The 21243-nt window shown below is 46.3% G+C and carries 23 protein-coding genes and 1 pseudogene; 10 read left to right on the top strand and 14 right to left on the bottom strand.

What is annotated here, in order from left to right:
* Positions 1 to 7: 7 nt before the first annotated feature.
* The 5 genes from ACQ4M5_RS33375 to groES form a co-directional block, all read right to left on the bottom strand.
* Complete coding sequence (locus ACQ4M5_RS33375) at positions 8 to 697, bottom strand: hypothetical protein (protein ID WP_430680127.1); 690 nt, start codon at positions 695 to 697, stop codon at positions 8 to 10.
* 298 nt (positions 698 to 995) lie between these two features.
* Positions 996 to 1658, bottom strand: a complete 663-nt coding sequence (locus ACQ4M5_RS33380) for a DUF3226 domain-containing protein (RefSeq protein WP_430680128.1) — start codon at positions 1656 to 1658, stop codon at positions 996 to 998.
* Between the two features lie 2 nt (positions 1659 to 1660).
* Entirely contained in the window at positions 1661 to 2773 is a 1113-nt protein-coding gene (locus ACQ4M5_RS33385) for an AAA family ATPase (RefSeq protein WP_430680129.1), read from the bottom strand.
* Positions 2774 to 2888: 115 nt separating this feature from the next.
* Positions 2889 to 4529: a chaperonin GroEL gene (groL, locus tag ACQ4M5_RS33390; protein WP_430680130.1), complete on the bottom strand. Its 1641-nt coding sequence runs from the start codon at positions 4527 to 4529 to the stop codon at positions 2889 to 2891.
* A 43-nt stretch (positions 4530 to 4572) separates the two neighbouring features.
* Positions 4573 to 4884, bottom strand: coding sequence for a co-chaperone GroES (groES, locus tag ACQ4M5_RS33395; RefSeq protein WP_430680131.1), 312 nt, complete (start codon positions 4882 to 4884; stop codon positions 4573 to 4575).
* 270 nt (positions 4885 to 5154) lie between these two features.
* Between groES and ACQ4M5_RS33400 the strand changes: the two genes are divergently transcribed.
* From ACQ4M5_RS33400 to ACQ4M5_RS33415, 4 genes and pseudogenes are all read left to right on the top strand, one after another.
* Complete coding sequence (locus tag ACQ4M5_RS33400) at positions 5155 to 5799, top strand: HNH endonuclease (RefSeq protein ID WP_430680132.1); 645 nt, start codon at positions 5155 to 5157, stop codon at positions 5797 to 5799.
* 46 nt (positions 5800 to 5845) lie between these two features.
* Positions 5846 to 6346 carry a GNAT family N-acetyltransferase gene (locus tag ACQ4M5_RS33405; protein ID WP_430680133.1) on the top strand — a complete coding sequence of 167 codons (501 nt, stop codon included), beginning with the start codon at positions 5846 to 5848 and terminating at the stop codon, positions 6344 to 6346.
* Between the two features lie 70 nt (positions 6347 to 6416).
* Positions 6417 to 6698, top strand: coding sequence for a transposase (locus tag ACQ4M5_RS33410; RefSeq protein ID WP_430680186.1), 282 nt, complete (start codon positions 6417 to 6419; stop codon positions 6696 to 6698).
* Positions 6659 to 7156: pseudogene (locus ACQ4M5_RS33415) on the top strand (RNA-guided endonuclease TnpB family protein); the annotation flags it as partial. The gene ACQ4M5_RS33410 and the pseudogene ACQ4M5_RS33415, both read left to right, overlap by 40 nt.
* On the opposite strand, the gene ACQ4M5_RS33420 reads toward ACQ4M5_RS33415, so the two are convergent.
* Positions 7107 to 7933, bottom strand: a protein-coding gene (locus ACQ4M5_RS33420; protein ID WP_430674732.1) for an IS5 family transposase whose coding sequence is annotated in 2 segments (ribosomal slippage) — positions 7107 to 7546 and positions 7546 to 7933 — 828 coding nt in all. Because the reading frame shifts where the segments join, the coding sequence is not laid out codon by codon here. The pseudogene ACQ4M5_RS33415 and the gene ACQ4M5_RS33420 overlap by 50 nt on opposite strands.
* A gap of 577 nt (positions 7934 to 8510) precedes the next feature.
* Here ACQ4M5_RS33420 and ACQ4M5_RS33425 point away from each other — a divergent pair.
* Positions 8511 to 9047, top strand: a complete 537-nt coding sequence (locus ACQ4M5_RS33425; RefSeq protein ID WP_430680134.1) for a P-loop NTPase family protein — start codon at positions 8511 to 8513, stop codon at positions 9045 to 9047.
* 15 nt (positions 9048 to 9062) lie between these two features.
* Entirely contained in the window at positions 9063 to 9644 is a 582-nt protein-coding gene (dcd, locus tag ACQ4M5_RS33430) for a dCTP deaminase (protein WP_430680135.1), read from the top strand.
* 41 nt (positions 9645 to 9685) lie between these two features.
* On the opposite strand, the gene ACQ4M5_RS33435 is transcribed toward dcd, so the two are convergent.
* Together ACQ4M5_RS33435 and ACQ4M5_RS33440 are read right to left on the bottom strand one after the other, a co-directional pair.
* Positions 9686 to 10387 (bottom strand): potassium channel family protein, encoded by a 702-nt coding sequence (locus ACQ4M5_RS33435; protein WP_430680136.1) that lies wholly within the window; start codon positions 10385 to 10387, stop codon positions 9686 to 9688.
* Positions 10388 to 10438: 51 nt separating this feature from the next.
* Positions 10439 to 11779 (bottom strand): TrkH family potassium uptake protein, encoded by a 1341-nt coding sequence (locus ACQ4M5_RS33440; protein ID WP_430680137.1) that lies wholly within the window; start codon positions 11777 to 11779, stop codon positions 10439 to 10441.
* A gap of 283 nt (positions 11780 to 12062) precedes the next feature.
* On the opposite strand from ACQ4M5_RS33440, the gene ACQ4M5_RS33445 reads away from it, so the two are divergent.
* Positions 12063 to 12293 (top strand): hypothetical protein, encoded by a 231-nt coding sequence (locus ACQ4M5_RS33445; RefSeq protein ID WP_430680138.1) that lies wholly within the window; start codon positions 12063 to 12065, stop codon positions 12291 to 12293.
* Positions 12294 to 12344: 51 nt separating this feature from the next.
* Here the strand turns inward: ACQ4M5_RS33445 and urtE are convergent, their stop codons facing one another.
* The 6 genes from urtE to ureG all read right to left on the bottom strand — a co-directional run bounded on the left by urtE (position 12345) and on the right by ureG (position 18400).
* Positions 12345 to 13097, bottom strand: coding sequence for an urea ABC transporter ATP-binding subunit UrtE (gene urtE, locus ACQ4M5_RS33450; RefSeq protein WP_430680139.1), 753 nt, complete (start codon positions 13095 to 13097; stop codon positions 12345 to 12347).
* Positions 13098 to 13103: 6 nt separating this feature from the next.
* Entirely contained in the window at positions 13104 to 13859 is a 756-nt protein-coding gene (gene urtD / locus ACQ4M5_RS33455; RefSeq protein WP_430680140.1) for an urea ABC transporter ATP-binding protein UrtD, read from the bottom strand.
* Positions 13819 to 14994, bottom strand: a complete 1176-nt coding sequence (gene urtC, locus ACQ4M5_RS33460; protein ID WP_430680141.1) for an urea ABC transporter permease subunit UrtC — start codon at positions 14992 to 14994, stop codon at positions 13819 to 13821. The genes urtD and urtC overlap by 41 nt, the downstream gene beginning before the upstream one ends.
* Before the next feature lie 12 nt (positions 14995 to 15006).
* A complete protein-coding gene (urtB, locus tag ACQ4M5_RS33465) occupies positions 15007 to 16161 on the bottom strand; it encodes an urea ABC transporter permease subunit UrtB (RefSeq protein ID WP_430680142.1) in 1155 nt (384 codons plus the stop codon).
* A gap of 98 nt (positions 16162 to 16259) precedes the next feature.
* Entirely contained in the window at positions 16260 to 17582 is a 1323-nt protein-coding gene (gene urtA, locus ACQ4M5_RS33470; protein ID WP_430680143.1) for an urea ABC transporter substrate-binding protein, read from the bottom strand.
* 185 nt (positions 17583 to 17767) lie between these two features.
* The gene (ureG, locus tag ACQ4M5_RS33475) at positions 17768 to 18400 is read right to left on the bottom strand and encodes an urease accessory protein UreG (protein WP_430680144.1); all 633 of its coding nucleotides are present in this window, start codon (positions 18398 to 18400) and stop codon (positions 17768 to 17770) included.
* Positions 18401 to 18485: 85 nt separating this feature from the next.
* Between ureG and ACQ4M5_RS33480 the strand changes: the two genes are divergently transcribed.
* The 3 genes from ACQ4M5_RS33480 (at position 18486) to ACQ4M5_RS33490 (ending at position 21091) form a co-directional block, all read left to right on the top strand.
* On the top strand, positions 18486 to 19361 hold the full coding sequence (locus ACQ4M5_RS33480) for a helix-turn-helix domain-containing protein (protein ID WP_430680145.1): 876 nt from the start codon (positions 18486 to 18488) through the stop codon (positions 19359 to 19361).
* Between the two features lie 85 nt (positions 19362 to 19446).
* A complete protein-coding gene (locus ACQ4M5_RS33485; protein WP_430680146.1) occupies positions 19447 to 20631 on the top strand; it encodes an NAD(P)H-quinone oxidoreductase subunit H in 1185 nt (394 codons plus the stop codon).
* Between the two features lie 94 nt (positions 20632 to 20725).
* Positions 20726 to 21091, top strand: coding sequence for a hypothetical protein (locus ACQ4M5_RS33490; protein ID WP_430680147.1), 366 nt, complete (start codon positions 20726 to 20728; stop codon positions 21089 to 21091).
* Positions 21092 to 21243 lie beyond the last annotated feature (152 nt).

Below are 21243 nucleotides of genomic sequence, written 5' to 3' on the forward strand. Positions count from 1 at the left end.
GTGGATCTCACGACTCTGAATCCCTTACAGCAACGAATTCTACAGTTGATGAACTTCCCGACGGAGATTTATACCCGCTTAGGTCCGCAATCTGACGACCCTCCCTGAAAATGAGCGAACCGTAAGTATACAGTTCCCAATTATAAACCTCTCCTCTTTCGCGGTCATTCGCGTTCATCAATCCGCACATCTCGTCTATGCCGCACAACAACTCGCGGGCATCTGTAAACAATTGCTTAAATAAAGCTTTGGAATCTACTGATATTTTAAGTTCATCAAATACAGGGTGGTTGCTATGAACGTCTTCAACCTCATTCCAGTAAGCTTCCATTTCTTTCTTAAGAAGATAGGCAATACTTAAATCAACCTCGAAAGGGTTCTCTGCAAACTGTGATTCATGCTGATATTTAATATCCTTTAAACGCTGTACAGGATATTCATCAATATTGTCGGTTTCGACATGATGTCGATGGCACAAAAATAGTAAATTGTCATATCCATTTCGTTCCTCGTCAGTTTGCTTGGAATTATATCTTTGCCCCTCAGGTGAGACAGCTTCAATATGACATAGTTGAGCCACTAAGTTGTGTTTTTCATCAATGATTGGATGCTTGCACCCAGGAAATGCACAACGATTCCCCGATTGTGCTAGGAGGGGTCTCCAAACCTTTGTTGAAATTGATTTTCGCTTTGCCATTGTATGTAAAAAGTCGGAAGAACGCTAATCGAGTCCTTTAAGAAAATTCAGTATCTTGAATCTGATTTTAGTTAAAAATTAGTTGATTTTTGCACTATCAAAATGTGAATAAGCAATAATTTCAGCGAATTCCTTAAAAAATGCGATCGCTCCTTTTCAGAAACGATCGCGCTTTCACTTTTTAGAAACTCAGATTAGTAATCGAAGTCGCCCATACCATCGCCAGCACCCGCGCCAGCAACAGCACCGTCTTTCGGTTCAGGCTTGTCCACAACGATAGTCAGAACCATTGCTGCGATCAGACGTTATACAAATCTTTAAACCAGGTGACAAATGCCTGAGCCGTTGGATGCTCTGGTTTCAAAATTCGTTCTTGGATTGCTTGATGAAGTTGTCTTCCAGGTGGAGCTTGCCAAGCAAGCCAAGTATAGAGATTGGCTTTATCTGTGTGCATTTGTTTGAAAGGAGCAGCTTTAGTTCTTGCGATGCCTGCTGCTTCTTGAGCGTATTGCCAAAGTTCTTGCTGCTCAGTTTCGATCAAATTAGCGAGAAAAGTTTCAAGCATTCCCTGTAATCGATTATCGGGCATCATCCAAATGCCGAATTTGATTGGAACATCAATAGAATTTTGTGTTTGATGAATCAATCCAGTATCTGGGAGATCATCAGGAATATCTGGAATGCTTTTACGAACAGCATTTTTGATACTTTGCCAACGAGAGTTGGGCTGTTCATCTGCATCAATCACAATTCCAAGTATTTGCAATCCAGATTTATCGATTTGTGCCTCAATGACACTTGGATCTGTAAGTTGCTCGTATCCGCCAAGGGCTTCAATTTTTACAATCGGATTGTGCCTATCTCCCCATTCAATTCCATTTTTTTCAATTAGTTCTGGAATCACTCGCTTATCTTCTTCGCCTTCCACAAGAAGCCATCTCGGAGAATATGATCTTGCCACGTTTAGCGAACCTCAATCTCTTGTTCAGCCGCAACAACCAGTTTGCGTCCACTGAATATGACTGAGCGATTGCGTCCCCGTTCAATTCGATGAATCATCATTTCGTCTTCATCACAATTTTCCAATCGTGCAACTTCAGCTAAACTTTCCCAACAATCTCGGCTGTGAGTGGTGGCGAAAACTTGTACATTAAGTCTTCTAGCTGTCATCAAGAGCATCCTCCACATATCAATCATTGTGGTGAAATGTAAGCCAGCATCGATCTCATCAACCAACAAGATACCTTTCTTTGCACTAACAATAGATAGAGCAAGTCCGAGCATTCTCCATATTCCATCGCCCATGCTGCCGATTGGCACTCGTTGATTAATTCCTGATAGCTTTACTAAGAATCCAGCCCGTGAACCAGAGCGAGAATAATCATTTTTCCTAGAGCTTTGAGGAGCAATACGTTCGATCTTAGGATCTATACTATGCAGTGCTTTATTGATGACTTCTTCTTCCGGTGTCAAAACAATGTTATCCTCAAACATCTCAATCATCTTATCTGTTGAGAGCGAGAGAGGTGTAATGAATTGGCTGTTAACTGATACGATTTTTGAATCTCTTCTTAAATGCAGAATGTCATCTGTGTGAAGTTTCAAATCAAAGGAGAGTGGAAAGCGCCGATTTTCTGCTTCTCGTTCTTCTCCTTGCCGTTTATCTATTTGCTCAATCGCTAGTACAAGTCGCCCATCATTGAAGAGTCCTGGTTGATTGTCAATGGAATTATCATATTCATGCAAGCTCATAGTAATTTTTTCATCCACTCCATCATACAAGCCTGAAAGAGTAAGACTATTACCAAGATTGGTGTTGTGATTGTAGAAAATATTATGAATATCAAGAGAAAACTGGCGTTGACGGAGATCAGCTTTATCGTCATATTCACCTCGATTAATCATGATTTCGACTAATGGATCGAGGTTTGTGCCAGCACAGAGAAGCTGAATTGCTTCTAGGATAGAAGTCTTGCCACTATTATTTAGACCAACAAACAGATTGATTCTGCCAAGTTGCTGAAGCTCGAAGGATTTAAAGCCCCGGAAGTTTTCAATTTTTAATGACTTCAGCATAGTTCAACAGTGAGTTTCTATTGTTATCAGGATAAGCGATCGTACAATTTTCCGCTAAAAAAGCGCGATCGCTCCTTTTCGGAAACGATCGCGCTTTCAATTTTAGAGACTCAGATTAGTAATCGAAGTCACCCATACCGCCGCCAGCACCCGCGCCAGCCGCAGCACCATCTTTCGGTTCAGGCTTGTCCACAACGATACACTCGGTGGTCAGAACCATTGCTGCGATCGATGCCGCATTCTGAAGTGCAGAACGAGTCACTTTCGCAGGGTCAACGATTCCAGCTTCGAGCATATCAACGAATTCGCCCGTAGCTGCGTTGTAGCCCACGTTGAATTCTTTCTCTTTCACGCGCTCAGCAATCACCGCACCGTTTTGACCTGCATTTTCAGCAATTCTCTTCAGAGGAGCCGTCAACGCACGAGCTACGATTTGTGCTCCGATCAGTTCTTCACCGCTGAGATTGCTAGAAGCCCAAGATTCGAGTTCGGGAGCTAAGTGAGCCAAGGTTGTGCCACCACCCGGAACGATACCTTCTTCAACAGCAGCTTTGGTTGCGTTGATCGCATCTTCCAGACGGAGCTTACGATCCTTCATTTCGGTTTCGGTTGCAGCACCGACTTTGATCACTGCAACACCACCAGCCAATTTAGCCAAGCGCTCTTGCAGCTTTTCCTTGTCATAGGAAGAATCGGTTTCATCCATTTGACGGCGGATTTGCTCAACGCGGCTCTTCACCTGCGCTTCATTGCCTTCTGCAACGATCGTCGTGCTGTCCTTGGTGATTGTGACGCGACGCGCTTTGCCTAATGAATCAAGCTTAGCAGTATCGAGCTTCAGACCTGCATCTTCGGTGATCAACTGTCCACCTGTCAGAACTGCGATGTCTTCAAGCATTGCCTTACGACGATCGCCAAATCCAGGAGCTTTCACCGCAGCAACGTTGAGAACGCCACGCAGACGGTTCACAACCAAGGTCGCGAGAGCTTCTTTCTCGATGTCTTCTGCAATGATGATCAGCGGACGACCTGCACGAGCGACTTGTTCGAGAACCGGAACGAGGTCTTGAACCAAGTTGATCTTCTTGTCGGTAATGAGGATGAAAGGCTCTTCCATAACCGCTTCCATACGCTCGGTATCGGTTGCGAAGTAGGGCGAGATGTAACCTTTATCAAAGCGCATCCCTTCGGTGACTTCGAGTTCGGTCGTCATCGACTTGCCTTCTTCCAGCGAGATTACGCCCTCTTTGCCGACTTTATCCATTGCAGAAGCGATCATTTGACCGACTTCTTCATCGTTTCCAGCCGAAATGGTTCCAACTTGTGCGATCGCTTTCGAGTCTTCAACTTGACGAGCGTGAGCCGCAATCTTCTCTACCAAGAAGTTCGTCGCTTTGTCCATTCCGCGCTTCAGAAGAATCGCGTTTGCACCAGCGGCAACGTTCCGCATTCCTTCTTTGACGATCGCGTGTGCCAAAACGGTTGCAGTCGTGGTTCCGTCTCCAGCAGCGTCATTCGTTTTAGAAGCGGCTTGACGAATCAAAGCAACGCCTGTGTTTTCGACGTGGTCTTCGAGTTCGATTTCTTTTGCGATCGTCACTCCGTCATTGACGATCTGAGGAGCGCCGAACTTCTTCTCTAGCACCACGTTGCGACCTTTCGGACCCAAAGTAACTGCAACTGCTTCAGCCAGGATGTCCATACCGCGCTCTAGAGCACGACGGGCATTTTCGTTGTAAATGATGCGCTTAGCCATAGTGTGTTGAAAGCTTTGTGAGGTTTACAGAGAGTTGAGAGAGCTATGAGACGACTGCGAGAATGTCTTTTTCAGACAGCAATACATAATCGTCGCCACCAAGTTTGATATCGGTTCCTGCGTACTTCGAGTACAGAACCTTGTTACCGATTTGAACTTCCATCGGTTGACGATCGCCTTTTTCGTTGAGCTTGCCGGAACCAACCGAGACGATTTCGCCAACTTGAGGCTTTTCTTTCGCGTTGTCGGGCAAAATGATGCCGCCTGCGGTTTTTTCTTCAGCTTCGCTGACTTTCACAAATACGCGATCGCCCAACGGTTTCACGGTGGACACGGTAAGAGAGATGGCTGCCATTTACAAATCCTCCAACAATCTAGATAAGCAAGAAACGATCAAATACTTGCGGCTGGAATGGGGTTCCAACCGGATCGCCTGCTGGTATTTTTTCAACGTTTACCAGTCTACAGGCTTTTGGAGCGTTAAGTTAGCACTCTCGTCTCCTGAGTGCTAATTTAACGGAGTCAGCGGCTGAATGCAACTTTAGAAAGAGTACGGCTTACCGAACGGGGGACTTGCGGAGAAAAGTGCTGGGCATCTTAAGGCTGAAAATCATACCGCGCCACTATGAGTTTAGAAGCAGAATTGCATGAGGAAATGATCGCCGTTTACGATCGCGTCGGTCGAGAAACAGGCTATTGGGCAAATCGTTATCTGCAAAAAGTAAAGCAAGTGGGTGGTTTACAAGCCGCGAAAGATTGGCTTAAACCTGAAAGTGAGCCAACAAAAGGGCTACAGAAGTTGACAGAAATCGATCGACTTGATTTATCTTTAGAGGCTTTAGTTCTGGAAGCGCGTTGGTCTTCTCTTTTCACTCGCGAAGAATTGCAGGTTGCTCAAACTCACATCAATGTTGCCTCTAGTTCTCGCCTATCTGAGGAAGTTGTGAGCAATCAAAAGCTGATCGAAGGTTCGGTTCATCAAGTGATGCTTAATGCTTATGAGCGTAACTCTGAAGCTCGTAGACGCTGTATCGAGCATCATGGCGCAATTTGTGGAGTGTGTAAATTCAATTTTGAGAAAAAGTACGGATTAGTTGCTCAAGGATTTATTCATGTACATCATCTGAAACCACTTTCAAAAATTCAGGAAGAGTACGAAGTTGACCCAATTACTGATCTTCTTCCTGTTTGTCCTAACTGCCATGCGGTCATTCATCTGGGTGGGAAAACTAGAAATATTGAAGAGGTGAAATCATACCTACGGAGTTGAAAATCTGCGATCGCGCTATCCTGATATCGCCGCAATTCTCAAGGTCATGGAAATTCGAGCCGAGAAGCCAGAAGATATCGAAACTGTACGTAGAGTTAATACTGCGGCATTTGGTCGATCGAGTGAAGCTCATTTAGTCGATCGATTACGCAACACTCCTTCAACACTTTCTCTCGTTGCAGTTTCATTGGATCAAATTGTTGGACATCTCTTCTTTAGTCCAGTGACGATCGATAACTGCTCACTATTCATGCTCGGACTTGCACCTGTCGCAGTTCTTCCTAACTATCAGCGACAAGGAATCGGAAGTTTACTTATTCAGCAAGGTTTGAAAGAGTGCGATCGACAAGGCTGCAAAGCGGTTGTTGTGCTAGGTTCGCCCGAATACTATTCGCGCTTTAGGTTTATTACCGCTAAGACGAAGGGATTGAAATGTGAGTACACAGTGCCCGATGAGGCATTTATGGTGCTGGAGTTGGAAAGCGGTACGTTGGATGGCTGTAGCGGGATTGTGAAATATCGATCGGAGTTTAATGATCTAGAATAAGCTGGGGACTGTGAAGGCGAAAATCCATCGGGACTGTGTTGGGAAACTAAAAACTGTCACCGTATCGAGAATGTCGGATGGTCGGTACTTTGCCTCATTGCTGCTCGATGATGGCGTTGAAAAGCCTGAGTCAATCAGTCAGGGCAAAGCGGTCGGGATTGATTTGGGATTGATTGATTTTGCGGTCACGTCTGACGGCTCCAAATTCAACAACCCGAAACATCTTAAGAAGCACGAACGCAACTTGAAACGCAAGCAAAGAAAGCTTTCTCGCAAGAAAGACAAAAGACCCACAAGCGGCGTAAAGCCAAGCTTGCACTGGCAAGAGTACATAGCAAGATTTCCAGAGTAAGAGAAGATTTTCTACACAAGCTATCCCGCAAGATAGTGAACGAGAACCAAGTGATTGTCGTAGAAGATCTAGCAGTCAAAAACATGGTGAAGAATCACAACCTAGCTAAGTCAATCTCTGACGCAGGTTGGGGAATGTTTCAAACCCTGCTGAAGTACAAAGCAGAGCAGGAAGGAAAGATCTACCTTGAAATCGGTCGGTTCTTCCCATCGTCGCATCTGTGCAATACAACACTGCTACCGATGCCAAAGATGGATCTCTCCGTCCGTTCTTTTCTCTGCCCTCACTGCCAGAAGCATCACGATAGAGATGTGAATGCGGCATTGAACATCCGAGATGAAGGCTTGCGGATTTTGGCGTTGGGAACCAGCGCTACTGCCCTTGGAGGCAATAGACCTCCTGCACGAATCAAATTGGATGAGCAAGCTCATAGTTCAGCAAGCCTGCGATCAAGTTGAACCGTAGCCCAAATCGCCTGCGACGGTTACGGTAGCGCTCCGATAAGATGCGAAAAATCTTCAACTTGCGAAAGGTATGCTCCACCGTGATACGAACTTGCGCTAATTGTCGATTAAACTGACGTTCTTGCTTGGAGAGCGGACGCTTGCGCGATTTTTTGTAGGGCGTACAACTGTAAGCATGAAGTCTGGCGATGCCTTGATAGCCTCGGTCTGCCACCCAGAGTTGCTCAAGTTGGGTCGGCAACTGCGAGTCCTTGAACAAGCGGAAATCATGCTTGCGCCCTTTGCCAAATGCGGTGCAGACAATTTGACCGCTGAAATAGTCTACGACGACTTGCGCTTTTAGTGTGTGCCATTTTTGCTTACCACTGTAGTAAGGTCGCTGTTTTTTTTTGGACGTTCAATCGGACTTTCGCTGACATCAACTAACAGGAGGTTCCACCCTGCATCAGGCGAGTGCAGCGCCTTCTTGCCCGGAAGCCGAAATTCGCCCGACCGAATCAAACTGTTCTCAACTTTCCGCACAATGCGCCCCACGGTCGTTTCATGAATCCCCCAACTTTGTCCGATGTGGAACTGAGTCCGATACTCGCGCCAATATTCCATCGCAATCAAGAGTTGATCTTCGACTCCAAACTTGCCTTGTCCGCCTCGTTTGCCTTTTCGGATCAGCTTGGGTTTGAGAATTTCAACCATTTTCTCGAAGGTTTCACGCTTCACTCCGCACTTGCGTTTGAACGATTTTGGTGGCAGGTGTTGAATGCGATCGTACATTTGATCAGTCTCCTGAGTGGCATCTAGTCCTCTTTTCAGGAGTTCAAATCTGTGATCAGGATTCGTGCAGGAGGTCTAATGTAAGACCAAAGCGGTATGGGCGCAAGTCTACGACCGCAGAGGCAATTGCTGATGAATTGGGAAGCCTACACCATACTGCGTAGCGGTTGGTGTAGGTAGTTCACGGATGGTTTGCCCGTCGCAGAATTTACACATCATGCAGTCTTTATTTTGTCTTGGGTATGAGAAGAAAGATAGCGAGCGCGATCGTGGATCTTCTTCCGAATTTGCTCAATGCTTACTATTCCAACTTCTTGCACTGCCTCAGTAGTAACAGGATACATGCTTCACGATCGACAAACTCTAATAATTTTCTCCTCAGAACACCTGTACTTTTGAGCAGTTCTTTTGTATCGTATTGGCATTCAGGGAAAAATCATTTGCTAGTCAGAGGCAAGATCTAGCGCGATTCGCCAAAATGATCTTGACGCTTTTCTACATCTAGTGTTTCATAGTGAAGCGACTCAAACAGAGACGCTACATCTAAACAGTGAATTGCCCTATCTGAGACAGTCCTATGGTTTCGCAAGTTGAAACGCCTGTGTTTGATGCTCCCCGCTCTCGTAATCTCAGCGTAGAAGGATTAGTGCAGGTGTTTACCTCGTTCCACCGCAGTTTCTTCACAGGTGTGATGGCTCAGGCGATGCGGATTGCGGCACAAGGAACACCCGTTTTAGTGGTGCAGTTCCTCAAAGGCGGGATTGGTCAAGGATACGATCGACCCATGCAACTGAGCCAAAATCTCGATTGGATTCGGTGCAGTATCGATCGCTGTATTGATACGCCAGAGATCAGTGAAGAAGAAGCTCGATCGTTGTTGGCTCTCTGGCAACATACGCGCCGTGTGGTCGAGCAGAATCGATACGATCTGGTCGTGCTGGACGAACTGAGTTTGGCGATTCACTGGGGATTGATTCCGGAGGTGGAAGTGTTGGAATTTCTGCGATCGCGTCCGCGTCATGTGGATGTGATTCTTACAGGTCCCGATATGCCTGAAGCGATCTTAGATGTAGCGGATCAAATTACGGAACTTCGTCGCACTCACCAACCCTAAAACACGCAAAACATCATGATCAAGAACGATACCTGGATTACGCAGATGGCACAGCAGGGCATGGTTGCGCCATTTGAGCCTCAGCTTGTACGCCGGATTCATGGTTTGCCTGTGATCTCGTATGGGTTGAGCAGTTATGGTTACGATTTGCGCCTGTCTCCTTCTGAGTTTCGCATCTTCAAACACATTCCTGGAACAGTGGTTGACCCGAAAAACTTTAGCGATGCAAACTTAGAACCTGCCCCGTTACATCAAGATGACAACGGCAGCTTTTTCATTTTGCCTGCTCATTCTTATGGCTTGGGAGTTGCATTAGAGCGCTTGGAAGTTCCAGACAATGTGACGGTGATTTGTATCGGGAAATCGACCTATGCGCGGATCGGGTTGATCGCGAATTTGACTCCAGCCGAAGCAGGTTGGCGGGGACATTTGACGCTTGAGTTCTCGAATTCGTCGAGCGCAGACTGTCGGATTTATGCCAATGAAGGGATTGTGCAGTTGTTGTTCCTCGAAGGTGCGCCTTGTGCAGTGAGTTACGACGATCGACGCGGCAAGTATCAAGATCAAACGGAGCGAGTCACACTAGCGCGGGTTTAGGGAGAAAAGCGATCGCACTCCGCAGCACGATCGCTTTTCTCCTAAATTGGTAGTCGATCGATATCTCGATTTGCACCAATTACCACGATCGCGGTTCCTTTCCTTAGATACGTATTTGGATCAGGATTAATCACGAACTTACCGTTGTGGCTGAAGGCAAGTAGATTTAATCCATAGTGCGATCGCAATCTGAGTTCTGTGATCGTTTTCCCGTGGAAACTTTCGGGAGCAATCATCTCGACGATGCTGTTTTCTGGATCGAGATCGAAGCGTTCTAGAATTCCAGGTTTTGTTAGTGATCGAGCCAATGTGCAGCCCATCTCATGTTCTGGGAAAACAACATGATCTGCACCGACTTTTTTGAGCAGTTTTTCATGGATCTCTGACGAAGCTTTGGCGACGACATGCCGCACACCGCCTTCTTTTACATTCATGGTGGTGATGATACTTTCTTGAACGTAATTCCCGATCGCGACAATTACCGTATCTTGCTCGAATATTCCCGCTTCTCGTAGTGCAGCAGGTTGCGTCGAATCGATTTGACGGGCGTGAGTCGCAATCCGATCGTTCAAGGCTTGATCGACCTTATTCCTATCTGAATCGACAGCTAGAACCTCGTAACCGGAATTGTGCATACTGGAGCAGACTGCGCGACCGAATCGACCTAAGCCGATCACCGCAAACTGCCGATTTTTGTGGTCTGATCGTAAACTGTGAAAGAATCCCAACGAAGATAAATTCACGATCTGTTGTGCCTCTTAAATGTCTCGATCGTTCATGATAGTTTGAAAATGTTATCCAACGAGTAAATTTTCTTCAGGATAATTCACAAAACTCGGTTTCGGGTCGCCTAAAAGTGCGCTCATTAACATCAGAATCCCCACCCGTCCGATGTACATGACCACGACGATTAAGAGTTGACCTGCGACGGATAAATTTCCTGTTCCAAAAGCAGTCAATCCGACCGTTGCAAAAGCGGAAACAACTTCAAACAAGATATTGATGAAATTAAGCTCAGGATCGGTTGTAGCAATCAAAACTGTTGCGGTAATCACTGTCGCGATCGAGCCAATCAAAACACCCATTGCTTTCAAAATTAACGCCATCGGAATCTGACGCTTAGAGGACAAAACAACTTCTTTTCCTTGCAGTACGGCTTTTGTACAGTCGAGTAAAACTCTTAACGTTGTCGTTTTTATTCCACCGCCTGTACTGCCCGGACTTGCACCGATAAACATAAACGCGATCGTGATAAACAATCCCGCTGTGGTCATTTTGGTAATATCGATCGTATTAAATCCAGCAGTTCGAGGCGTGACCGATTGAAACCAAGCCGCCATTAATTTTTGAGGCAAATTCAACGGTCCCAATGTTGCAGGATTGCGAAATTCGGTTGCGAAAAATGCGAACGTTCCTACAAGTAACAGCACGATCGTGGTACTGGTTGCGACTCGGAAATTAAGTGAGAATGTGTGTTTTCTGGGGTTTCGACTCATGCGATCGCGTCCCCAAAAATACAATTCCATGATGACCTGGTAGCCAATGCCACCGAAAATGATTAAACCCGTAACCGTGAAATTGACGATCGGATTCGTGACATATTGCACCAAATTATCTGAGAACAAGCCGAAGCCAGCATTATTAAAAGCATTGACGCTGTGGAAAACTGATTGCCAAAGTGCAACAAGCGGTTGATCGCGAAATTGTGGAACAAAAACCGTCATCAGCAGAATCACGCCTGTGAGTTCAAATACAAGCGTGGTCGCGATGATCGATTGCAATAAACCTGTTAGTCCTGATAGTTCCTGCACATCGAGCGATTGTTGTACAGCGATTTTGTCTCTCAGTCCCAAACGCTTACCGAGTAGCAACAAGAGAACTGTCGTCGCGGTCATATAACCCAGTCCACCGACTTGTACCAGCAGCATAATAAAAAGCTGCCCCCAGAATGAATAAAACTTGCCGACATCAACCACAGATAACCCAGTCACGCATACGGCAGAAGTCGCAGTAAACAAAGCAGTAACAGGACTATTCCAATCTCCGGTTGCAGTTGAAAAAGGCAACATTAGAAGGCAAGTTCCAACAAAAATTACGGCAAGAAAGCCAAGACAAATGGTGCGGGAGACAGTCATAGAATCTGGAACAGAAAAGGGACGATCGGGCTAATGATTTAACCCATTGTGCTCTAAAACAGCACAGTGGATTGATCTAAAAGCGCCGAGCGATCGACCTTTACTTCTCGATCGCGATCCATATTGACATTCTTTGGGGCATTGGTGTCTCAACCTAATGGCTGAAACCCTTCTATAAAGCCGTGCGTTAAATAAACCTAACAGCAGACGAGAGATTGAGATCTGGGTGGCAAAATAAAGACTTCAATTTTAACAAAGCGGTTTTTCTGTTGAAAATCTACCCATGCGTCCCAATATTCAGACGATTCAATCCATTCAAATTTCGACCTCGATCGCGACCACTCCGATCGATAATGACACTGCTTTACTTTCAGAAGGGCTGATTGCGATCGCGCTTCCGCTTGGACTATTTCTCGGAGTTCTCACCCGAAAAACCCAGAAGCGCCGTTTGTTGAAACGACAGATTGCCCTACTTGAACGACTTTGGCAGTTGAGCATCGATCGGGTGCAATAGATTTTTAGAAGCAAAAATTTTATTACGATCGCGTTCCCGTTTCGTAATAAGCTAAACCGCTAAGAATCGCTGAACAACCTCATTGCTCAATTCCTGCGTTGAACCAGATGCTACAATTCCACCTTTTTGCATCGCATAGTACCAATCCGCTTGGCGCACAAAATGTAAGTGTTGCTCTACTAACAAGACTGAGATCCCAGTCGTTTCGATGATTCGACGGACAGCAGCTTCAATTTCGAGAATGATCGAGGGTTGAATTCCCTCAGTCGGTTCATCAAGGACTAATAAGCGAGGCTGACCCATAAGAGCGCGAGCGATCGCGAGTTGTTGCTGTTGTCCACCACTCAAGTCTCCACCCATCCGAGGCAGCATCGTTTTGAGTACCGGAAATAACTCGAAAATTTCATCGGGAATTTCAGCGCTCTTGTTCCGTTTCGGTAGTGCTTCAAGTCCGAGGATTAGATTCTCTTTAACGGTTAAACGCGGAATCACTTCGCGTCCTTGGGGAACGTAACCGATACCAAGACGGGCACGTTGATCAGGAGATTTCATCGTGATAGGTTCACCTGCAAGAGAGATAGAACCCGATCGAGGTTTTAACAATCCCATGATCGACTTGAGCAACGTGGTTTTACCGACACCATTTCGCCCGATCAAACAGACCATTTTGCCCGGATGAACAGTCATATCAACCCCTCGAAGAATATGACTTTCTCCATAATAGACATTCAGCCCGGAGACTTCTAGCATTGGGGCTGATGTACTTGATCCCATTGGTTCTAGCGTGGTGTTGGTATAGCTCATAATATTCTACGCTGCGTGTTCTTCTTGTTGTCCCAGATATACTTCAATGACTCGCGGATCGTTTTGAACTTCGTCCATTGAGCCTTCACACAAAACGCTTCCCTGGTGAAGCACAGTGACTTGTCTTGCGATTTGCCGAACGAATTCCATGTCGTGTTCGATCACGATAATCGAATGACTTTCCGCCAATGCTAAAAGTAGATCTCCGACTTTCTCAGTTTCTTCATCGGTCAATCCCGCGACAGGCTCATCGACTAAGAGCAAATCAGGAGATTGAGCCACTAACATGCCAATTTCTAAGCGCTGTTTTTCGCCATGAGACAGCAAATCGGCTTTGATATCGGCTTTGAGATCTAGCCCGATCGTTTCGAGCAATCCCGCGACGGTTCGCTGTTCTGCCGCAGGACGTTTTCCAACGATCGCATTCCAAACATTCTTATGCCGATTGCAAGAGAGTTCTAAATTCTCTCGTGGGGTGAGATTGAGATAAACTCGCGGCGTTTGGAACTTTCGCCCCACGCCCAATCGAGCAATTTGATGCTCTTTCAAGCCCTTGGTATTGCGACCTTTGAAATACACATTTCCGATCGTCGGTTGTGTTTTGCCTGTGATCGTATCGAGAAAGGTTGTTTTTCCGGCTCCATTTGGACCAATAATCACTCGTAATTCACCTTCATTCAGGTCAAAATTGAGATTGTTAATCGCCTTGAAGCCATCAAAACTAACCGTCAGATTTTCGATTTGCAAGATTTTCCCGCTCATATTGCACTTCCGGATCTTCTTCTAAGCTTGGATACGTGGATAACTGACGCTTGCCGAGGAACTTCGATCGCACAAAGTCTAGTCCTTCGTTGCGAATCCATCCCACAATTCCACCCGGCAGCACTGTTACAACTGTTAAGAACAATGCACCTTGGAAAAAGTACCAGATCTCTGGATACTGTTCACTCAGAATGCTTCTTGCAAAGTTCACAAGCAAAGCTCCAAGAACCGCACCGACTAAGCTTGCTCTGCCACCAACTGCAACCCAGATCACCATCTCGATCGAGAAAGCAATATCCATCGTTTTTGGTGAAACAATCCCAGATTGAACGGTGTACAATGCTCCTGCAATCCCCGCAAGCGCCGCCGACACAGCAAACACCAGCACTTTGAAGCCAGTCGGGTTGTATCCCGAAAATCTTAGTCGAGGTTCATCATCTCGCACTGCAACTAAAAGCTTTCCAAGCTTGCCACTCGTGAGCCAACGGCACAGTGCATACGCTCCAACCAACAACCAAATTGTAGTGATGTAGAACATCCACTGCATCTGAGCATCACCGACGGTTTGACCAAAAAAGGTCGTCGTATCGGTTTTCAATCCATTCGTTCCATTGATCAGTTTCTGCTGACCATTAAAGAAGTTGAAAAAGACAATGAGTGCAGCTTGCGTCAGGATCGAGAAATAAACGCCTCGAATGCGATTACGGAAGACTAAGTAACCCAGAACCGCTCCGACGATCGCGGGCAAAAACACGATCGCAAACAGCGTAAACGGAAACGAATAGAACGGAAGCCAAAACGCTGGCAACTCGTTCACACCATACAGCGTAAAGAAATCGGGCAACTGTCCAGCAGGAATTTGCAACTGAAGGAACATTGCGATCGCATATCCACCCAATGCAAAGAACAATCCATGTCCTAAGCTCAAAATTCCGGTGTAGCCCCAAATCAAATCAATTCCCAGAGCCACGATCGCGAGTGCTAGAAAACGCCCCAGCAAATTGACTCGAAACGCTTGACCCATTGCGATCAATAGATTCGGCACAATCAAAATTAGAGCAAGCGCGATCGCGACGACGATAGCAGCTTCGATCAGGATCGATTTCTGCTTGTACCAAGGCGTGTCTTTGTTCACGTTAACTTCTCCCTAAGCATCCACAGTTCGTCCTTTCTGCGGGAACAGTCCAGCCGGACGGAATTGCAGAAAGACAATAATCAGAGCAAATACCATCACTTTTGCCATGCTGATCGTCGAGAAAAACTTGAAGAATTCAGACAATGGCGGAAAGAAGCTAAACGCATCAACTAACACATTTGATCCAATAATGTAGCTGGCAGTCCCGATCGCGAGTGCTGCAATAATGCTACCGACCAGTTTTCCAACTCCACCGACCACCACGATCATGAACGTATCTACGATGTAGTTCTGTCCCGTATTCGGTCCGACTGATCCAAGTAAGCTCACTGCACAGCCAGCAATTCCCGCCAGTCCAGACCCGATCGCAAACGCCAAAGCATCCACTTTCTGAGTCGGAATTCCCAAACAAGCGCTCATATTCCGGTTCTGTGTCACGGCTCGAATCCGTAAGCCCCAAGGCGTTTTATTCAAGAACCAGAACACGCCACACACCGCAGCGATCGTTAAAAAGATGATAAAAATCCGAGCATACGAGAACTGTGTTCCAGCGATCGACAATCCGCCTCGCAGCCATCTTGGAGCCGTCACATCGACGTTTTGCGCTCCGAACCAAGGCTTTGTCGCCACTAATCCGTAAAGTTGCCCAACTGTATTGCTAACGGTGAGTGCAACTGCCGCAGACAGTGGTAGAAGAATCGCGATCGACCAACCTCGAATTTGCTCATAGTTCGGACGACGCGCCAAAATCCACATCGCACCAAAGAACAATGCACAGAAGACCGCAATCAGAGTTACTAACTGCCAACTGACACTGCGAACGAACTGTTGCAAAATCAAGCTTACGCCCCAAGTTGCCAGCAATGTTTCCAAGGGTCGCCCATACAGGTATCGAATCACGCCGCGCTCTAGAATGATCCCGAATATCGCAGTCACAATAAAGGCTGCAATCAACGCAATGAAGAAGTAGATACCAAACAGAGGAGTGTCTTTCAGCACATTTTGTACTACATACGTTGTATAAGCGCCGAGCATCATCAACTCACCGTGAGCCATGTTGATCACGCCCATGAGACCAAAGACGATCGCAAGTCCCAATGCTGCCAGTAACAACACTGATCCAACGCTGACACCGCTAAAAATTCCGTTTATAAGTCCTGATAGCAAAGCTTTCTCCGTTGTCAAGTCGCTGAACAAACCGATCTCGTAGAGCTTCTTTCCATTGGAAAATTAGCTCTACGAGATCGAGTACGAACAAGTTGAATCTAGGTGGTCTTGAACTTACCGCCCTTCGCAGGATCAGACCAGTCGCAAGAGAAGCCTTTCGTTTCTGCCACGAATTGGTTCCAAGGCACGGGCTTCACAGCTTCCTTGGATTCGGACACGATCTTGAAGAGACCGTCTGCTGCCACTTCACCGATGCGAACATACTTGGACAAGTGATGATTTGAGTTCATGGTCACTTTACCTTCCGGTGCATCGAAGGTCTGACCGTAAGCCGCTGCTTTCACTTTATCGAGATCATCCGCAGTACCCGCTTTTTCAACCGATTGCTTCCACAAGTACACCATGATGTAAGCGGCTTCCATCGGGTCATTCACGACTCGATCGTTACCATATTTCGCTTTGAATGCTTCAACGAACTTCTTACTTGCAGCAGTATCAACCGTTTGGAAATAGTTCCATGCAGCAAAGTGACCTTTGAGATAGTCAACCCCGATCGCTTTGACTTCTTCTTCTGCAATACTCACCGACATCGATGGATACTTGTCAGGACTCAAGCCCGATGCTTGCAATTCCTTGAAGAATGCCACGTTGGTGTCACCGTTCAAGCTGTTGTAGATCACGCCGCCATTCGGCATGGCTTGTTTGATCTTGTCAACGACAGGCTTGACTTCGGTGTTGCCCAGAGGAATATAGTCTTCCCCTTTCGTAGTTCCACCTTGTGCCGCCAGTTGCGCTTTGATGATGGTGTTTGCAGTACGCGGGAAAACGTAGTCCGATCCAACGAGGTAGAAATCTTTGCCTTTGTTCTTCAGCAACCATTCTACAGATGGCTCAATCTGTTGGTTTGGAGCCGCGCCTGTGTAAAAGACATTGTTCGAGCATTCTTGTCCTTCGTACTGCACCGGATACCAGAGCAGATGTTTCTTCGACTCGAACACTGGCAGAACAGCTTTACGGCTTGCAGAAGTCCAGCAGCCGAACACCGTTGCAACTTTGTCTTGGTCGATCAATTTCTTCGCTTTTTCAGCAAAGGTGGGCCAATCGGAGTTGCCATCTTCAACAACCGCTTCGATTTGTCTGCCTAACACGCCGCCTGCTTTGTTAATTTCTTCGATCGCTAATTGTTCCGCATCGACGACGCTCTTTTCAGAGATAGCCATCGTGCCAGACAGCGAGTGCAGAATGCCGACTTTAATCGTGTTGCCAGAAGCAGTAGTGGTGTTTGCTGCGGGAGAAGCAGCCGGGGCGCTACTCGTCGATCCGGTCGTTCCTGTTGGAGCCGCACAGGATTTTAGAAGAATGCTCCCCGCAGCAGTGGAGCCAAGGATAATAAATTCGCGCCGTCCAAATGATTTTGTCATGTCCAAAAGGTGTAGTGACGTGTTGAACCAAGCCAAAGCGATCGACAATCTCTGGGAAAGACTGTCTCTGCAAAGGAGCGGTTCGCAGAGTTATCGCAGTTTTGAGCTTCAGTAATAACTCTGAAATACTAGGGCTTGGGTTTTCAGCGAATTGTATAGTGGACTACATTTTTAGGATAGTTTTGTTATTTTTGCTTCAGGTTTAGTCCTGCGTAGGTTGACACAAAATCAATAATTTTATCTAAACCTGTCTGAGTTTTGAGGTTTGTAAATACAAAGGGTTTTTCTTTTCTCATCAGCTTTGCATCCCGCTCCATCACTTGCAAATCTGCACCGACATAAGGGGCTAAATCGATTTTATTGATGACCAAAAGATCTGACTTTGTGATACCAGGTCCCCCTTTACGCGGAATTTTATCGCCCCCTGCAACATCAATCACATAGATGTTGAGATCTACCAGTTCCGGACTAAAAGTTGCTGCTAAGTTATCACCACCACTCTCAACAAAAATTAACTCTAGATTCTGAAATCGATGTTCAAGTTGATCGATCGCGGCTAAGTTCATCGAAGCATCTTCCCGAATGGCAGTATGCGGACAGCCTCCCGTTTCTACACCGAGAATGCGATCGGGATCAAGTGCTTGCGATCGCACTAAAAATTTCGCATCTTCCTGAGTGTAAATATCATTGGTGACAACCGCGACCTGGTATCGATCGCGCATTGCTTTACAGAGTGCATCGACTAGAGCAGTTTTACCGGAGCCAACTGGACCTGCGATCCCGACTCGAAAAGCAGTAGAAACCAGAGTTTGTGTCATGAGAGGGTGATAAAATTTCGCTGATTTTAATGAGATATCACGGGATCGATCGTTTACCGTGAAAGAAAATCTTGACTTTAGAATTATGTTGCTTGACTTTGCCAAAGAAGGAGTCGGCGGATATCAACGAGTGTTTGATCGATCGCCTCAATTAACCAGTGTTGCAACAGGTTGGGATGGAATTGGGTTTGGATACGACTATATGCCACCTGGAGAAACTTCTGAAGTGGTCTCTGTGCAACATACGCTGGCTATTTTTACGCATACGAGCAACTCTCAACTTGCAGAGCGATCGATTGATGGCAAGTTCCACCGCGAACAAGTTGCGAACGGCAATATGGTGCTAGTTCCGTCACGAGTGGGCTGTCAAAGTCGCTGGTTCGAGTGGGGTGGTGTCATCTTTTTTAGCTTCGATCCTCCGAAACTAAGTGAAGCGATCGAACAACCTTACATCGATTTGATCCCCCAATTTGCACTTCATGATCCGTTAGTGCATCAAATTGGACTCTCTCTCAAAGTGGTTCTAGAACGGAATGAATTTGCAAGTCGGCTCTACGGTGAATCATTGACGAATACGTTGATGGTTCATTTAGCAGAGCATTACTCAAATCGAAAAGTTTTGATTCAAGAATATGCTAACGGGTTATCTCAATCTCGATTACGTTGCGTTGTTGATTACATTGAGGCTCATTTAGATCAGGATTTGGGACTGAGTGAATTAGCAGCGATCGCGAAAATGAGTCCACACTATTTTTCTCAATTGTTCAAGCAAGCGACCGGAGTGACACCACATCAGTTTGTCATCCGATCGCGGGTGGAACGAGCGAAGCAATTGTTAATGAAAGGTGAATTGTCGATCGCAGAAGTCGCGAAACAAGTGGGATTCGTGGATCAAAGTCACTTAAATCGACATTGCAAAAAGCTTCTGGGAGTTACACCCAAAACGATTCAAAAATCGTAGGAAGAATCTACAAAAAACGGACGAATTTACAAGACTCGCCTGAGTGAATTTCTGATAGTGGAAGTAAACATCAGGAGTTCAACTCATGGGCTGGATCGAAACCAAAACAGAACCGATGGTGATCAATATGGGACCTCATCACCCTGCGATGCACGGCTGTTTTCGGATCATTGTGACTTTAGATGGCGAAGATGTAATCGACTGTGAACCTGTGATTGGCTATTTGCATCGAGGCATGGAAAAGATCGCTGAAAATCGCACTACGACTATGTTTATTCCCTATACAAGTCGGTGGGACTACTACGGCGGAATGTTTAACGAAGCGGTTACAGTCAATGCAGTTGAAAAATTAGCTCAGATTGAAGTTCCAAAACGGGCTAAATACATTCGGATGATTCTGTTAGAACTCACCCGGATTGTGAATCACTTGCTGTGGTTAGGTCCGTTTGTCGGAGATGTCGGAACACAGGCATTATTTTTTCCAACATTGCGCGATCGAGAACTCATCCTCGATTTATTTGAAGCCGTTTCTGGCTACCGCATGATCAATCACAACTATTTCCGTGTGGGAGGAGTCGCAGCGGATTTACCTTACGGCTGGGTCGATAAATGTGCAGACTTATGCAACTATCTACCCCCAACATTCGATGAATACGAGCAATTGATGAGCGACAATCCGATCTTTCGTCGTCGCACTGAAGGGGTTGGAATTCTCGATCGAGAAACTGCGATCAATTGGGGTGTCACTGGACCGATGCTTCGAGCATCAGGCGTGAAATGGGACTTACGCAAAGTCGATCACTACGAATGCTATGACGAACTCGACTGGGATATTCAGTGGGAAACTGCTGGTGATTGTTATGCGCGTTACATTGTCCGAATTCGAGAAATGCGAGAGTCCGTTAAAATCATTCAGCAAGCTTTGAAAGCGCTTCCAGGTGGAGCTTACGAGAATTTAGAAGCTAAGAGAATTGAATCAGGTCCAAAATCCGAATGGAATGCCTTTGACTATCAATTCATTGCTAAAAAAATCGCGCCCACCTTCAAAATTCCAAAAGGCGAACATTATGTCAGAGTTGAATCCGGTCGTGGCGAACTTGGAATCTTTATCATTGGCGATGACAACGTATTTCCGTGGCGCTGGAAAATTCGTCCTGGAGACTACAACAATCTGCAATTACTTCCCCAACTGATTCACGGAACCAAAGTTGCAGATATTTTTGTGATTTTGGCAAGTATTGATTTAGTCATGGGGTCAGTCGATCGCTAAAAAACCCGCCATAATAAGACCAATCAGCGAAATCGATCGACATCGACCCGAATTTCGCTGTATCCTCAAAAAGACTTCTAGGGAATCAGCGATCGTGGCTCCAACAAAAGGACAACCAGTTTCTAAAGGCTTTGGGGTCGGGCTGCAAATTTGGCTCTTGTTCCTAATCAGTCTCTATGGATTGGGCTATCCCGCCCTCTACAGTATTGCGCTTGGTGCAATCGGTGGAATTGCCAGCGGCTTTATTGTGGATTGGTGGCTGAGCAAAGAAGACAGCACTGAGCCGACCCGCAAGCCTGCTCATGAGGAAGGCGTAGAAGAAAGAACGCGATCGCGCAAACGCCGATCGAATTCTGCTCTGCATCACCGCAAACGCCGCCGAGAGCGAGAACCTGTAACAGTAAAAACCTTTACCAAATTTTTCCAGCGTCCCCAAGAAAAGCGCAACGAGGAGAGTTAACTGAGATCTGGCACCACTCTCAGTTAGCGTATTTTCAAGCCTTTCGTTCAGTCCACCGCCCCACCCGGAGATTGGTGCAAGATTTGAGCTATGGCAGTAGAAGTTTAGATTAGGACACATCTCGGAAGCCCCCAGCCCCCAGGGTCTACGGT

The organism is Leptolyngbya sp. AN10, assembly GCF_050565645.1.
In the GTDB taxonomy this organism is placed as follows: domain Bacteria; phylum Cyanobacteriota; class Cyanobacteriia; order Leptolyngbyales; family Leptolyngbyaceae; genus Leptolyngbya.